11 protein-coding genes are annotated in these 15,928 nt (G+C 53.1%); 6 read left to right on the top strand and 5 right to left on the bottom strand.

The window, feature by feature from the left end; translation table 11 throughout:
- Positions 1–63 precede the first annotated feature (63 nt).
- Positions 64–1,119: a tyrosine-type recombinase/integrase gene (locus DHV10_RS06395; RefSeq protein ID WP_162601248.1), complete on the top strand. Its 1,056-nt coding sequence runs from the start codon at positions 64–66 to the stop codon at positions 1,117–1,119.
- A gap of 304 nt (positions 1,120–1,423) precedes the next feature.
- On the opposite strand, the gene DHV10_RS06390 is transcribed toward DHV10_RS06395, so the two are convergent.
- Positions 1,424–2,188 (bottom strand): DUF5131 family protein, encoded by a 765-nt coding sequence (locus tag DHV10_RS06390; protein WP_109485414.1) that lies wholly within the window; start codon positions 2,186–2,188, stop codon positions 1,424–1,426.
- 545 nt (positions 2,189–2,733) lie between these two features.
- On the opposite strand from DHV10_RS06390, the gene DHV10_RS06385 reads away from it, so the two are divergent.
- From DHV10_RS06385 to DHV10_RS06370, 4 genes are all read left to right on the top strand, one after another.
- Positions 2,734–3,468, top strand: a complete 735-nt coding sequence (locus DHV10_RS06385) for a hypothetical protein (protein WP_109485413.1) — start codon at positions 2,734–2,736, stop codon at positions 3,466–3,468.
- Entirely contained in the window at positions 3,465–4,316 is an 852-nt protein-coding gene (locus tag DHV10_RS06380; protein WP_109485412.1) for a Mom family adenine methylcarbamoylation protein, read from the top strand. The genes DHV10_RS06385 and DHV10_RS06380 overlap by 4 nt, the downstream gene beginning before the upstream one ends.
- Before the next feature lie 280 nt (positions 4,317–4,596).
- Positions 4,597–7,137, top strand: coding sequence for a hypothetical protein (locus DHV10_RS06375; RefSeq protein WP_109485411.1), 2,541 nt, complete (start codon positions 4,597–4,599; stop codon positions 7,135–7,137).
- Positions 7,138–7,687: 550 nt separating this feature from the next.
- Positions 7,688–8,326: a hypothetical protein gene (locus tag DHV10_RS06370; RefSeq protein ID WP_109485410.1), complete on the top strand. Its 639-nt coding sequence runs from the start codon at positions 7,688–7,690 to the stop codon at positions 8,324–8,326.
- A gap of 1,205 nt (positions 8,327–9,531) precedes the next feature.
- Here the strand turns inward: DHV10_RS06370 and DHV10_RS06360 are convergent.
- Both DHV10_RS06360 and DHV10_RS06350 read right to left on the bottom strand, forming a co-directional pair.
- Positions 9,532–10,146, bottom strand: coding sequence for a hypothetical protein (locus tag DHV10_RS06360; RefSeq protein ID WP_109485408.1), 615 nt, complete (start codon positions 10,144–10,146; stop codon positions 9,532–9,534).
- Between the two features lie 1,112 nt (positions 10,147–11,258).
- Positions 11,259–11,813, bottom strand: coding sequence for a hypothetical protein (locus DHV10_RS06350; RefSeq protein ID WP_162601075.1), 555 nt, complete (start codon positions 11,811–11,813; stop codon positions 11,259–11,261).
- Between the two features lie 463 nt (positions 11,814–12,276).
- Between DHV10_RS06350 and DHV10_RS06345 the strand changes: the two genes are divergently transcribed.
- A complete protein-coding gene (locus DHV10_RS06345) occupies positions 12,277–13,005 on the top strand; it encodes a hypothetical protein (RefSeq protein WP_162601247.1) in 729 nt (242 codons plus the stop codon).
- Between the two features lie 143 nt (positions 13,006–13,148).
- Here DHV10_RS06345 and DHV10_RS06340 read toward each other — a convergent pair whose 3' ends face one another.
- A complete protein-coding gene (locus DHV10_RS06340) occupies positions 13,149–14,117 on the bottom strand; it encodes an HD domain-containing protein (RefSeq protein WP_109485404.1) in 969 nt (322 codons plus the stop codon).
- The gene (locus DHV10_RS06335; protein WP_109485403.1) at positions 14,083–15,897 is read right to left on the bottom strand and encodes a GmrSD restriction endonuclease domain-containing protein; all 1,815 of its coding nucleotides are present in this window, start codon (positions 15,895–15,897) and stop codon (positions 14,083–14,085) included. The genes DHV10_RS06340 and DHV10_RS06335 overlap by 35 nt, the downstream gene beginning before the upstream one ends.
- Positions 15,898–15,928 lie beyond the last annotated feature (31 nt).

The raw sequence follows: 15,928 nt of genomic DNA, 5'->3' as shown, positions 1-15,928 counted from the left end.
AACGGCTGTAGCTGCCCTCTGTGGCTCTACAGATACGACGCGGAAACGAAGAAGGCCAAGCGTATGTCCGCGAAGACGCGGTCTTGGGGAAAGGCTGAAGAAATCGCGAAGCAACTGGAACAAGGCGAACCTCTCCAGAAAGCGAAGAAGCCAGAAACGGAAGAGATTTCGATTGAGAAGGCTCTTGAGCAGTGGCTTCGCTCAGGCAAAGATCACAGCGAAGGTACGCGACATAGCTACCGATACTTCACCAAAAAGGTCGAGAGGTGGGCGAAGCGTAACCACTTCTCTCAGTTACCTCAGATCACAGCGGCGGCTCTCAGTGAGTGGCGTGGTGAATGGGGTGAATATGCGCGTGATAAGGACGACCGCATCAATGCTTCGTCTCAATCGACTCTGCTGGTGAGAATCAAAGCGTTCTTCAAGTGGGCACACTCGATTAAATTGATACCCACTGATCCCGCACAAGGCTTGAAGAAAATCAGACCGAAGTATGAAGAAGCTCAGCCTCTGAGTCCGGAGCAGTTCACGCAACTTCTCAACATGATTGAACCTTTCTGTGCTTCTCAACACGGAGAAGTAGCGGAGTACGCGAATGAACTCCGGGCTCTGTTCCTCGTCCAGAGATGGACAGGATTGAGAATCATCGATGGTTTGATGTTGCCCCGGGCAGGTGTGAAGGGAAACGTTTTGCGGCTTAGGACTCAGAAAAATGGAGCCAAGGTTGAGCGGAGACTTCCGGAAGTAGTTGTAGAGGCTCTCAGGGCTCTCTCCCCGGGTCGTGCAAAGTTCCGCCCCACACACTTCTTCTGGGGAAACAACGTCCAGCAGAAACACCTGAGTAGCCGTTGGGGGAAGTTCATCGGGATGATGGATGCGCGATTCGTCAATGACGAGGGTGAAGAGTTTAGCTTTCATTCGCATTGCTTGAGGGACACCTACGCCGCTGAGCTTCTCCTGAACGGGATGTCCTTGGAGAACGTTTCCCGGTTGCTCACTCACACTTCAGTGGTCACGACGGAGCGTCATTACACTCGCTGGATTCCGCGTCGTGATGAAATGCTTCAGGCAGAGGAGCAGCAACTCATGAAGAAGATGGGCATGACATTCAGCGCTTAGTTCGCGAGAGAAGCCCCGCATACACCCTTTCCGCAACTGACGAGGGAATTCTCATGGTGCTGTATGCACGCTTGTACCTCTTCTCTGGCCGGTCGATGATCAATACCCCCGGCTCACCTTTAAATAAATCTCGCACAAATCTGGACGAGAGACCCCATTTAGTAGCTAGGTCTTTCGGGCTGTAGTGGTGTTCGTCTATCACTCATCGTCTTCGCTTTTCCGGTCTCCTCAGCCACACTGCTGGTCGCGGTCTTCGCCGCTGTTCACACTTTTCCATAATCTTGGCCATCGGCCATTCTCGAGATCAGCGGGGCCACGTCTGCACCTGCAAATCGACAGGGAAATGGCTCACGTCTGTTCCATGCGGGTCTCTCTTCTCCCCCTTGAGCAAATTGATAGGAACAAAGCTGCCAAGCTGCTTCATGAAGAAGTTTTTCCCAACGCAAGTCTCACGGAGATTACGCGCCCACTCATAGCGAAATTCTCTGGCGTGGTGGCCGCTCTCGCCGCCGCAAATGATCCAATCGATTCCTTGCAGATTAATGCCGCTCAGGTCTTCCAGCAGTGGCTCGCAAGAGAGGAATCTGATCACAGCGGGTGTTCTGCGGAGAATGTCGACACGCGGAAATCCGTTCTTCCGGTTCTCGCAGGTGACCCCGAGCCAAACATTCTGATAAGCGGCCCAGCGATTCGGCAGCATAGTCGTGAAATTCTGCGGGCGTTTGGTCAGCAGAAGCCAGTCGAGATTGGGAGTCTCTAGAATCAAGTTCCAGAGACGCTCACGAGCGCCGACCGGTGCTTCGGGATCGAAGACATCGGCAAGAGAGGCGCAAAACACTCTAGGACGTCTGGCCGCTGTTGCAGCGGCCTTGTTCCATCTTAGGGGTTGTTTCCAGTATTCCTCTGAAGTGAGTTTGCGAAGTGCTCCCGGTCCCCACTTGCCGCCGTTCCAGCGGTAGCGTTTATTGTCCGTCTCCGCGAAACAGTTCTCGCATCCTTCAGACACGTGGGAGCAACCAATCCAAGGATTGAACGTGTGATCAGTCCAGCCGATTGATGAGCCGTACATGTTGTCATCTCCTTTAGCCGCCGTCGGTTATAAGCCCCGATAAGTGGCTGTAAATTATTTCCGTAAATCTGAGCTATGTTAGGGTGTCCTCCATATACAGAGCCCATAAATAAGAAATCCCCGGCCATTGGCCGAGGCTTAGTTACTCCCAACATACACGTGCTGGCGATAACATGCAAGCGCAAATCGTCGTCGGCGATAAGTGAATTTGCACGGAGGTGAGAGGAGAGGAATCTCGCTGCCGCGATGCTGAAGACGTTAGCAATCGTCCTGAGGTCGGTTTCCACCAGTCTCCGCAAACCGTGTCAAGAAGTATTTAGAGTACAAGTCGTGTAGTTGACTGAAGTACGCTAGAGTAGTCGTCCTCAATAATAGCGCGGGTATTGCATCAAGCTATACAAGAGTACTCTTCCACTTACACATAACTACTCAAGTACCGTTTCCAAAAAGAGGTGCTAAGGTGCATTCAGTCCGAGGCGCACGTAGTCGCATCGCAAGCGCGGCATTTGCTCTCGAGGCGTGAGGCACGAATTGGTGGGGCAAGCATGAGCGGTTACAAAGCAAGGGCGGCGACTGCACGACTTATAGAATTGGATGAGGCTTATCACCGGATGGACGTGGCTGAGACGCGGAAGGAACATGCGCGTCTGATCACGGCTATCGAGAAAGAAAGCAAGCCAATTCTCAATGCACTAGACAGGAATATACCGTACCTATCCGCGCTACAGATGCTGTCGTCCCAACGGGGTGCAGTGCGGAAGAGCGTTCTCGCTTCCGCCGGACTCCCGAAGTGGAGCAAATTCCTTTCCGGTTATGCGGAGAAATACGGAGTATCCACAAAGAAGATCACCCGCATGATCAACGAGTATCGGTCGAAGGCGGCACCACATCCAATCCAGAGAGATCAGCCCAAGCCTCAGCCTCTCAAGCTGACGGCAAGGCAGACCCGTCAAGCATTGCAAGCCATAGCCGTTGCCCGTGATGCATTCGCCGCACACAATGCGGGGCATTCAATCGAGGCCTACCTCAAAGAATGGAATAGGGTTGCAATGGATGCGGACGCTTTGCTCCGACAACTTGAGGATCGCCGGAGTTGTGACCCCGAGATGATTCTGACGGTAGAGACAGGCGAGCGGTATATTTTCGCCCTAGAAGAGATCGCCTATTCATCGGAAAGGCCCCTGTCGGATCAGCAGAGGGCCTCGCTCCGGATGCGGAGCGAGCCTTGGCGCAGAATCCTTCGTGCGGTTCGGGGACAACAGCAGGAGCAGGCGGCATGAAATGCTGGCAACGAACCATTCGAGAGATGGCATTGCCCGAGCCCGAAGAGGAGCAGAAGAAGGAACTCGCGCGGAAATTTTGCCGCGCCACCGTAGAAGTACGGCAGATTACCTACGCCGAAGCCAAGCCGCTGGTGCTCCAGTATGAATGGCTGGGAACGATGGGTTCCGCACGTTGGTGCTTCGGGTTGTTTATCGGCCCGTATTTGGCAGGAGTGGAAGTGTTCGGCACCACGGCAGGGAATCGTGCTGCGGCGGCCATCGCAGGTCCGGAGTACGCGGACAGAGTCTGCACCCTGGTCCGAGGATGCTGCCTGCCGTGGGCTGATCACCCTGTGGACTCCGGAGGAAGAACTCACACAGGCAGGGCTGCGTCCTTTCTGATTTCTCGCGCCTGCAAGCTGATAGCTGATCAGCATGGGAAGAATATCGTCGTCGCATACAGTGATCCACAGGCTGGCGAGATTGGCACAATTTACCAGTCCGTCAATGCCATCTACACAGGTACGACCAGCGCCACGGAACAGTATCGAAGCCCGGATGGAAAGCTCCACGACACCCGCCAACTCAGTGGGCTCACCCGAGACCGTCGAAGAGGAGGGCTGGCATACATACGTAGCCGGAATTCACAACGGCTGTTGTTGCTACAGCAAGGGGCGCACTTCGTCCGGTCGGTGCCTAAGCATCGCTATCTGCTGGTAAGCGGAAACAGAACCGTAAAGCGAATACTGCGGGCTGCGATTAAGCTGCCCAGCTTGCCTTACCCCAAGCGGGAACTCGGGACAATTTGTCCCGAGTTTATGAGCAAGGTTGACTGCCACCCCAGTACTGCTACTGGCGCGGATTGAGATACCGATCCTTCACAGATGAGCACGTGCGATTAGCCGTGAAAATAATCAGCAAATTTGGAAATTCTCAGTATTAGAGGTAGACAGTTCGCTACTGTCTCCCCGCAGCCTCTGTAGGGTTTCCACAAGGGGGTCGCTACAACGACCCCCGTCCGAAACTCTTCCGGCCAACAAGGGACGGACCGCTTGGAAACCGTACCGCCAATCGACTTCTACTTAATAGAACGATACTGACCTGCGTTTCCGGGCTCCGATGCGAAATCTACATCTCGGAGCGCAAATGGATCATCAGCTTTCAACCTCGGAGAATGAACCCTCCGTTACACCCCCTACCAATTACATCTCGCCCACCGACAGCGTTCGTGAGCTTGTGAAGCAAGCACTGTTTCTCTACGAAGAGGGCGAAAAGGTCAACATACGCGTGCTGTTCGACAACAATCGCATGACGAGCCTTTTCTCAAAGAGAAAGACGGAAATTGCCGAGGTCATAGCCAAGAACGACGATGACACGGACATCAAGGCGATTTTCGTGCAGTTGCAGGTATTAGACCCAACCACTCTGACCGACATTACGAAAGGGAAGGGCGTTCAGCGCCACCACATCCTCAAGTATCGTTGGTTTGTCGTGGATGTGGACACCTGCCGTCCAAATAAGAGCACAAGCAACGCTAGTGAGGAAGAGAAGGTGTTGTCCCGTGAGACGACGATAGCGGTGCGTGCTTACCTTCAGAGTGCCGGATGGCCAGAGCCCATATTGTGTGACTCGGGCAATGGTTGGCATCTTGTCTGGAGAATTGACCTGAGTAACACTGACGAGCATTTCCACTTGCTCCAGTCCTGTCTTCGTGCTCTCGCCCATAAATTCAACTCCGAGCACGCTGAAATTGACGTGTCCCTTGCAGAGCCGGAGCAGATCATCAAGCTCTGGGGTACGACGGTTCGGAAAGGCGAGGACACAGCAGAGCGCCCGTGGCGTCGTTCTCGGGTGCTAGACATTCCGTTCAACGTGGAGATTGTCTCGCTGGAAACGCTTCAGGGGCTAGCTAGCCAAGCACCTGAGGGCAAAATCAGTACGCGCTCATGTAGGAAGGAAAATTCGCCTATCCATCCGGACTTCGAGCCCGAAGATTTCTTCGAGTGGTGCGAAGACAATCTTCCGCCCGAGTATGCTGAGTTCTTCGGTCGTGATTCTGATGCTGATCACGAAGATAGGCGTGGACGACACTATGTGATGGATGGGTGCTTTTGGTCAGAGCGCAAGCACTCAGGTAACCGAAGAAAGACGGAGTTCATCCTCGGGAGAACCTTTGGGTTTAGTTGCTTCTCCGACGACTGTTGCGGCGTTGGCATTGGCGACATTCTCCGCAAGGTGACGATGCTCGCCGGAAGGCCTTACCCAGAGCAAATCTGGGAAGAGGACGATTCCATCTTCGAAGGCGTCGATGATGTTGATATCCAAGACGAAGAAGGTGATGCTACCGATACGACGGAGGATATCCAGTCTCACCTCCCCTCGCAGCCTGAAGCGGATGAGCCCGCATCAATTGATAGCGACTCTTTTGTTCAGGGTGACACGAAGGCATCCGAACCTCTGCTGACTGCGGGAGGCGAGCAGTCTGACCCGCTCGCATTTCCCGTCGGTGCGATGTACGGCAAGCTTGGTGAAATGGCTACTGCAATGAAGATGCCTCTCGGGCTGGCTTATCCGGCTGTTCTCGGAGCCTATTCCGTGATCCCGCAGTCCGATGAGATGTCAGAGACCCGCATCAACGCGTATACGATCCTGCTAGCTCCTCCGGGAGGCGGAAAGAATGTCGCCATCAAGCGTGCTCTGGCGATGGTGGATATTCCCAAGGAAGACTACCGCAAGGCTGCACCGGTATCCGACCGTGGGCTGATGACGTTGGTGGGGCATCGCATCGAGAAGAAGCGGGGCGGACAGAAGGAAATTACTCGTGGGCCGCGAAAGCTCCTGCTTGTCACGAACGAAGCCGCTAATGTTCTCAAGAAGGCCAATATAAAGAACAGTTCGCTAGGTGCGACCTTCTGTGAACTTTGGGATGAGAACATCTACGCCGCTGTTGACCGGAACGGAGAACAGCCGTGTGACTGCCGTCTAAGTTGGTTGGGCGGGCTTCCGATTCGGCGTGACCATCCGGAGGAGTTTGGAGAGTATTTCGGGCGAGAGACAGGGCGCGGACTCTTGTCTCGCACGATCCTTGGTTTCAGCGATGTCAAGTTCAATTACCAGAGTTGGTCAGCGCCAAGTCTCTGGAGCAACGACGAAGCTGGGAACTTCGATGCGATGGCGTTTCAGCATCCCAACACAGTCAAGCTTCCGGATGAATGCATTCAGATGCTCAACTCTTGGAAAGCCAGCGACGAAGAAGAGGAAGGCCGTCTGAAGTACATCGCACGCAAGGTGGCCTTGCTCACCGCATCAGCGAACGGCGACAGGGAAGTAGGAGACTCGTGTATGAAGGCAGCAATTGAATTTGTGAATTGGCAGGGACGGCTTCGCGAAGTCTTCCGGATAGGTGTTGCAGCCGAGTACAGTCTGGAAGCCCAGTTTGCCGAGGCCCTGATCGGCGCTTTGCGGCAGAAAGGCGGTGAGCAAAAGTACATCGGGTGGCGTAGGCTGGCTCACGACCGCAAGTGGATCGAGAGGTTCGGTCCGCGTGTTGTGAACACGACCGTCGAGAACCTCATCACATCGGAGACGCTCATACCGAGGGTACACATTGTCGAGGACGAAGAAGGCAGGAAGAAAGCAGAGAAAGACATCAGCAAGGTTCGGCTTCGTGACTGGAACAAGAAGTGAGCGCATCCGACAGGAGGGCAGACAGGGTTAGGCGTGAGCCTGACCCTTTTGCTTTGCGTGGGGAAATGAGCGGGGATGGGGAAATCGCTTCCACTGCTTTTCGATTCGAATAGCTCCGAAACGGGGCATTTTCCGGTGGATGGGGAATCCCCATCCCCGCTAAAATCCCCAAGTTTTTCCCCATCTAATCGGGAATGTAAGTTGCTCTTTTCATTGTTCTTTACCGGAAAAAGAAATAGAGATGGGGATAATGGGGAACGAGATAGTGTAAAACTTCATATCTCGCTGGTTTCTCCGCCTAAATCGAAATGCAAAGAGATTATTCCCCATTTTCCCCATCGCTTACTAAGCCGCATCAGACTCATCCCGCCGGTTATGGGGTTTCGGCCTCAGCATATCGGTAGCAGCACACTCAGCGAGACTCGTTTGAACGCCTCGTCTCCGACCTCCATCGCGAAATCACCAAGGCAGAAACAAAACAACTACGAAATTCTGTGTAGAGGGCGTTCTTGCCCGACCCCGCGCAACTTAGATTCGAGGTTCAATCTCTATGAACAAGGAAATGCTCAAATCCTACTGGTCTAATATTCATTCGCAATGCAGCTTCTACTCTCCCCAGAACCCAAGCTTTCTGGCCGGGGAAATCTTATCTCAGTTTTCCAGACGTAGGTCACTCCGCCGCGAGATGGCGGCTCAGGAAGCCGAGCTTGCGAAGTTGGATGGAGTGCTCTCCGGCCTTTTGTTCCAGATGAAGAAGAGGTTGTCGCGGCTAGGGCGAAACGGAGGCTGGAGTAAGTGGCTTCAGCAGGAGCGGATTCCACGCTCTCTCGCTGACAGATTGTGCTTGGAGCACGCGGAGTTCTTCAACCTTGGACATGAATTGAGTCACCGTAAAGAGAGAGAGCCTCTGGAAGGAAACCTTTGTCAGGCGGCACATCGTAGCGCCGACCGGCTTGAGAATCTTCTTAAATCGTCCAAATCAAAGATGACCTACTTACGCGTCCTCGCAGACCGTCTTGGCCTCGCCGTTGAGTACGACGACACTCTCGACTCGGTTCGACTTGCAATACCGTCTCCGCAAGAAACGGTCGGCGCAGCCCCGGCCATCATCGAAATGCAGCCAGATGGCTCAGTACGACCGGTGAATCATGAACTTCGCGAGGAGGGTGCGGGCGATGCTGTTCTGTAGGCGGATGATTCGCGCCCATACTCATCTACTGCTCGCGCCTCGTGCAAACCGTTCGAGCCGGGAGGTTATTCGGACCCGATGTAACCCGCCCGGTACGGACGACGAAATGCTTCTCCCAGAGGGAATCCCTGAATGCCCAGTAGCCCGCCATCGAAGTTGAGAATTGACGACCTCTGATTCAAGCAGGTTCAGTTTGGGGGAAGAAAACGGCAAGAATTGCCCTCGGCCCGAACTGTTGAATCTGCCCTATGGAGGCGCTCCTCCGGTCGAGAATGGCTCACTGGCTGGTTCAAAGGTTAGGAAGTCGTCGATGACCTTTTTGACCACTTTCCCGACATATTCGTAGCGCCTCCGAGACCGCCAATGACGTTCCAGAGCCCGATGACAGCCACACCGCTGGGCGGCTTCTCAGACACGACCACACTGGGCTCAGTCACCATCTAGGGCAAGAACCTGCCGCGCAAGAGGACTCGAGGGTGCCTGTACCTGACTCGGTAGACTGCTTCTGAAATCAACCCCGTTCGCCTCGCTGAACGAGTCAATCATGAGAATGAAACCGAGGAGAGGAGAATCCTGCGAACTTCGTGGCAAATCAGCGTGTAGCGCCTGTGCGCATGTTCCCGCCCTGAGAGTCCTTCCAAGGAATGAACTCAGCTTGAAGTCTCCGTCCATGAACTCCGAGCACGCCTCGAGGAGCGGCTCATGCAGGAAGACCTCGTCGAAGATTGGGTTGAAACAGAGCAGGTTTGACAGGCGAGTGGTGGTGCTACCTATCTTGAATTGCGGTTCGTGAGCAGCGGCCATGGCTTCGTCGTAAGCATCTCTCAATGTATTGAAGCGTTCGACCGCGAGAGGGCCTGAGAGGGTCGAGAAGCCAACATCTCGAAGTTCCTTCACGACGGCGGCGGTCGATGTGCGGTAGTCGCACGTTGGTAGTGTTCTATCCACGCGTCGAGGGTACCAGAAAGTGGCCTCGCCGGAGATTACCTCAGAAACGCGCTTGAGAACTGATGAGCGGAACTGATGGCTAGATTGCTACCGCCGGCAGCGTATCACGCGCTTATCTAGAATCGTGCCTTGCTCAGCCATAACGTCCCGGAGGTCAATTCCTGACAAGCTTCCGGATTGTTGACCACTCCTCCGCAAGTGACGTACTGCACGTCACCTGCGCCGTTCTTACGACCGCTGAATAGGAAACAGGGGCATTACTCCGCTTGTCTATCGTTTTCTAAGAGGAGTTGAAGACTTTCAATCTTTGAAGTTCTCGCCACAATCTCAAGGTTGGAGATGATTGTGTCGCAGATTGCTGTCGATGTAGAAATGATTCTCTCTGCGTGTAGTGCTCTAGCTTCCAACGGAACTAGCTCGATTACGTCGTGTAGAAGCCCGGCCATCATCTCTTCTCGCCTCAACACGGCAGTTCGACTCAGTTCTTGCCGTTTGGTGTTCTCGGCTCTCCACGAGGTAATGAAATCAGCGATGACCTTCAATGGATTCAAATTGCCCAAAATCTCCCAAACTCCCGGAGAAGCCATCTGAATTCTCTGAATCATCAAAGGAGTGCTCAGCCCGGATAGGAGCAACAGCTTATTCTCGTCAGCACCCGAAACTTTGCAGACAGCTTCACGGATACTACTCTGCAGGCCTCTACCCGTGGAAGGCGAAACCCTGACGAGCTCCGCCGCAGTGAAGGGCTCAAACGCGGTACTCAAGCCGTCCATCGGCGAGTAGCTCTTTTGGAGACGGTCCAACACCGAGACAAATTCAGGAACGGACCACCCGCCCTTCACTTTAATTCGGAGGATGGTCGATGTCGTCATCGTCCGACTCTTCATCTTCACAGGGCTCATCCTACCCCCAAGTGGATTACTCCCAAGTAAGGTGACTGAACTGATAGACCAAGAATATACCGAGAGTCTACTGAGCTATTGAAAGAATCTGACCTACAGTTCGAGCAGAGAAACGCTCACAACAGTGCTGAGCTTGCGAGTCAGGCCATTGAGCACAGACACACAGAGCTCGCAGTGGGCCGGAGAGTTGTCATAGACTAGCAGCGTCCCCTAAGTATCAACGATTGCGGGCGCCCGGCTCGAAGTCGCCCCTTGAGCCACCGGACGAAATTGGTCGAGTGCAGGAGGTACGTCTTCTTTGTCGAGGGCGTCATGTCCAAGGCATGGATTTCCCGCTCGTAGTGCCGTAACGCCTCTTCGATTTCTTCGAGTGCCTTTTGATCACGCGCATGGACCTTTTCTCGTTTGGTGAAATTTTGCCCTCTTCGTTGGGGTGGGCTAATTCTGCGGTTCAAAAAACCAAATGTGGGCCTTCTCCCTGAACTCCGATTATGGCCTATACAGGCAGTTCTCGGACGAGAATGTCAGACTGGCTGGTTCTGAGGTTAGGAAGTCGGGAGGCTTTTTGACCAGCTAGATGACCAAATAGCCCAATCGACCAGCCTATCCCGAATAGTGCCCAACTCGCCCACGTCGCAAGTTGGAACCATCTTCCATCTCTCTTGAGCTCAGTTTCGCCCGGCTTCTAAAGCTTTCGCCTGAAGCTTCACGATTGACTCATTGCATTCTGAAAATAGCTTGTTTGCTGTCTCTGATGCTGCGTCTCTCGTTCCAGCATCTGAATGTCATTATGATCTTCGAACAGATTCGCCTTCGGCTCAATTCTTTATTGATTCCGCCGCGCCCTTCAGGCTTCCGCGAGTTCGTCTTAACCACGAAGGTCAAAAGAAACATTCCGCTACCCACCACAACGAGCCAGCGACTTTGGGCAATGCTTAGTAAGCAGCTTTGGTGAGCATGATATGGGCCCCGCCCTTGGTGGATAGAGAACGAGAAACCGGGATCTTTGCGTCTCGCCAATCGATAGGAGCAGCCTGATTCAAGATATCCGGCGTCGGCACTTGCAAATCGCTTCATTCCATTTATGGGGCAGCTGTTGTTGCAGGAGGTGGTGTTGCAGGCGCTGTTGTTGCAGGCGTGGTAGTTGCTGGTGGAGGGGTTGCTGGAGCCTTCTCTTCAGGCTTCACCTTGGCAAACGCGTTCTCCTCGGTTCCACCCAAATAGAATGTCTCCAAATCCTTGCACGCTTTAGGAAGACCATACTCCTCGTACGTCAAGGTCGTCTTTGACTCGAGCATGTCCTGATTGGCTTGATTATTGTCCATCATTCCCTTCAGGAGATTTGCTCTAGTTAGGCCGCCATCGAAGTCGTTCATGAATGTCGTCTTAACTCCGGTGACTCCGGTTGCAGCAGCACCCAACGCTGCCTTGATGGCGGCATCACCAGCTACGGATGTCGTTGCCGTCAAGGCAAGGACGATGACGTCTGCTCCTACCTGAAAATATGCTCGATGACGAGAGGCGTTGGCCACGTAGCTTCCATGACTCGCGATAATGTCACGCTCGGTGTCAAAGATGATTCTGTCCCGCAACTCCTTCTTCGCATTTGCGTCAGTCGCCTGATCGATCTTTGCCATGTTGTCGAAGTCTGCAAGTACCTGCCCGTCGGGTCCTAGTTTTGCGTGATTGTTCCGATCAAGTGGAGCCTTGTACGTCTTGTCACAATATCTCAAGGAGAGTGGCGCGTAAGGTAATGCCGCCGTTGTGGCGGTGAGCTTATGGAAACAACCTGTGATGAGCAACATGCCTAGTGAGCACAAAACAGCAAATCGGCAACGAGACAAGAGCGGGCTCCGGGGAACAAACGAGGTAGCTTGCGCGATTGATACCCATCCTGCCCTGTTTTGATAATTCTGTCTACACAAAAGTTTACTTATAAGTTGATGAGTCGGGTAGGCACATGTTCGGCATCGCCGATTGATAGCAGCTATAGCTTATTTCCTAAATGGCCGTGCGATTCTTTCGAAAGTTTTAGATTTACTGCCGCTGACGGTCAAAGCTATGATGGCGCTACTACCTCTAAGGAGATATGTCCTCAACATGAGATTCTGGGTCCTTGCGCTTTCACTCGTTTTGCCTCATTCGTCCACTCTATCCCAAAAATCCCCTCTGATTTTCTCCCCCTCATCCCATTATTCGCTCGAAATCATCGAAGCTTTCAGACAGGCCCCCGGCGACGAGGATAGCGATGAGGATCACGGAAATTGTGCCTCAATCGCCGTAATAAAGGCTGCGATGGCAACATTCGGCCCATCGAACATTTTCAAATCAGAGGTTCATGACAACGGCTTATACAAGCTGACGCTTCGAAATGGCGAGAACTTGACCTTATCCGATGACGAGTCGGACTATGCGGCTGCGCACAGTGGGTTTATTCAACCTCTCGTAGACGGCAAGCCGGGGGGTGATCCAGAGATATTGAGAAGGGCAAACTTCATTTTCGCGGTTTTGGCCAAACGCGTTGCGGATGACAAAGATAACGATCTTGGTGGCGATATCAAAGGGGGCGTTGGAATGCTAAACGGAGGTTATAACGTCTTTGCAACCCCAGATTTGCTGGGACTCGCCTACAGGAAAATTCGCATGGGCGGGTCGGTAAGCTATATGCACGCAAATGGCTATCACGCTGTTTTCGCGAGTGACGACTTTTGGGATGACTACGGCAAGAGCAATGAGGAGAACATGCGCTTCATGACCGGTCATAACGGCGGGAATATATTCAAAGACCTAGAAAACATCAATCTGATTCTCGTTGACGTGGCTCCATGAATCGTTGTGTGGTGCCGCTGCCCGCTAGACCTCACCGAAAATGACCTCATCGCTCTACTCAGGGACGCTATAGCCAAGGACCTTTTCACTCCTGCCTTCAGGCTGGCACTTCGCGAAAGGCTCTGAAGATTGGGGCGTGATGGTTAGCTGCTTGGAAACCCACGGTCCTTCCCAAGGAGCAGGACATCAATCAGGTAAATGGCTACCGCAGCATCGTGTTCGGGGTCGTCCTCGGTGTATTGCTCGGGATCGCGGTTGACCCACGCTTGAGAGACTTCGTGCCTACTTCCTTCCCTTCTGAATTTGAGTAGATAAATGCAGTAGCCCGTCCAACTCCTGTGTATTTGAAGTTGGCTGGCGTCCGGGTCGAAAAAGATAAACCATCTATCATCCATTGACTCTGGAATGAAGCCCTTCTTTACGAGAGCAAATTCGGACGCATCAAAACTCCCATTCAGACGCAGCTTTCGTCGAGCGTTGGGCATCGGCACGTTCAAGTGGTCTTGCTTCCTAGCAACTCTCGCGTAGGGGCACGTAATGCGAACTCGTTCCAACGTGTCCTTCAGGCTCTGAACGATGGAGTTGCCCAGACGAGATTCCAGAATTTCTAGCACTGAATCGTAGTACCAGAACTGGTCGGAAGGTTCAGCATTGAACCTCTTCCAGATTTCTGGCCCCTTGTCCCGGAGGTCTCGCTCGATAGCGGAAAGATTGTGGAGCTTGTCCGCTGCGGTGACCAGCAAAACGGTCTCATCACACCGCCTCAGATGTTCAAGATGCGCTTGCTTTCGCTCTCTCCAGCCAAGCTTCGGGCCTACTTCAAACGAATCGGAACAGGACTCTACGATACCCGCGACATCATTTCCAAACTGAGCCTCGATTTGTATCAGCGTCGGCTTGCCGCCACAGTCCTCTACCGCATCATGCAGGAGGGCGGCGATTGCCTGAGTTTCCGTTCCACCGTATTCGAGAACGAGAGCCGTCACCCCAAGGATATGTGCAATATAGGGAACCTGTGTGCCCTTTCGCGCCTGTTCGCGATGAAGAACGGAGGCCAAGCGTAACGCATCATCGAAGTCAGTTGATAACGGCTGGTTCAGCGAATGGGGCATCACTCTCCTCTTTGCTTGCCGTCATGTCGGGAACTTCACCAGACTGTGGTTTCAGTCCCGCTTTTTCCTGAATAAAGTTGTTCATTCGCTCTGCTAATGCTTTGCGTCGGAATTGCAAGAAGTCTCGATACTTTTCTGTGTGCCAAAGGGTAGGGTCACTCGGCACGCACTGGCTATCTAATGCCGCTTTTCCCTGTTTCGCAACAATTGACGCCAGATACTCGTTGGCTTCTTTATTGCTTATACGGCGGTTCGTCTGTCCTGTGATGAATGCCATGTTTGAGATTTCATTGATTTCTCCGGTTTCAAATCCCTTTTCCTTGAGAAGAGATTTAGGGATAATGTGGTGCCATTGAATGAAATGCAGTTTCCCTTGATGCGTCAGGGACAATCCTAGTCCGCTGTACCAGTCTTTGGCCCCTCCAGCCTTGAGTGCTAGGTAAGCCAGCGAGAGTAATGGACTGTTGACGCCACGACCAGCGAGGTCGCCCGCTTCAATGTGGAGCCGACCGAATTGCCGCTTCAGCGGTTCCATTAAAGCAGCCAGATTCTCACCCCGAAATACGATGCCCAAATCCTCGTTTAAAAGTGTTTCGGTCGAGCCACGTGAATATCGGCCTCTGGCATTCGCAACCAAGAGCCAGTTCAACAGCCTGCGCTGCTCAGGGGCAGAGAGCTTGTTGTCCTTCACCCGACTGATTGCAGCGAGAACATGAATGAACATGGGCGAGGACAACAAGCTCTCGTCCTCAATCCCCGCATTGGCTCTCAGAAAGTTGACAGCAAACCGAAGTCCTTCCTTCGCTTGCTCCCACCCACTCTTCAGCTTCTCCACGGGAGTGGTTGCGACCGCACGAAATAAGCATTGTTTCGTTGCAAACACCACAATGGCACGGACGAGCTGACCAAGTTCGATTGTGAACCAACTTTGTTCGCACTCATCTTGAAAAGCTTCGAGTTCCTTAAGAAGGTTGGGCCAACGAGATGTCATCTGTGCCAAAGCGAGGTCGGAGGACTTCAACTTGGCTCCAAGCGAGTTGACTCGTACGAAGATTTCCGTCACCTCTTCGTAGGTCATTTTGCGCTCCAGAACATGCACAACGTAGAGATAGTCTTTGATTGCTCGAAGTCTCTTCAACCGCTCAGAGTATTTCTGGGCCCGTGGGTCATCGAACGACTTAATGCCAGCTTTCTTGAGGAGTTCGAAATCGTTCGACGTTCGGAATACTTCACTCACCGAAACCCAATTGGGAAGTGCTTCAAGAGCCTTGCTGGCGACGACGAAAGTGCGACGATTCAACTTTTCCTGTAGACCCTGTTCTTCGCCTTCGCTATCCGTCCCGGTTTCATCGGCGAACTCATCATCGGAGAGAGTGAGTGTCTCTTCATCTCCTTCAACTTCTTGTGCCTCGCTCGGCGGGCCTTCTGGGTGCTCTAAATTGAAAAGAATGGCGATCGGACGTTTGCGGCCTCGCACCGACACATTCTCCCCGCTGATCACCGCTGTCAAAGATGTCAGACGCTGCTGACCATCGAGCAGAAGTTTGCGCCCTGCGAACGCTGTCGAATCCTGTGCTATTGCGAAATCGCGGGTCGGCACCGGCTCGTCAGTTTCCCACATCAGAATCGAACCGCTCGGATAGCAACGATAGAGTGAATCGAGGAGGTCACGGACCCGTGTCGCTTGCCAGACATAGTGGCGTTGGATTTCCGGCAACCGCAATTCACCCCGTTTGTACATGTCCACTAGACTGCCGATGGGAATATTCTGTTGCTGCATGGTGACCCTGTTCCTTCCTCAGTTGGGTTGT

This window comes from Occallatibacter savannae, from assembly GCF_003131205.1.
GTDB classification, from domain to species: domain Bacteria; phylum Acidobacteriota; class Terriglobia; order Terriglobales; family Acidobacteriaceae; genus Telmatobacter; species Telmatobacter savannae.
Note: the sequence above shows the minus strand (reverse complement) of the source record. Positions and strands in the feature narration are given on the sequence as shown.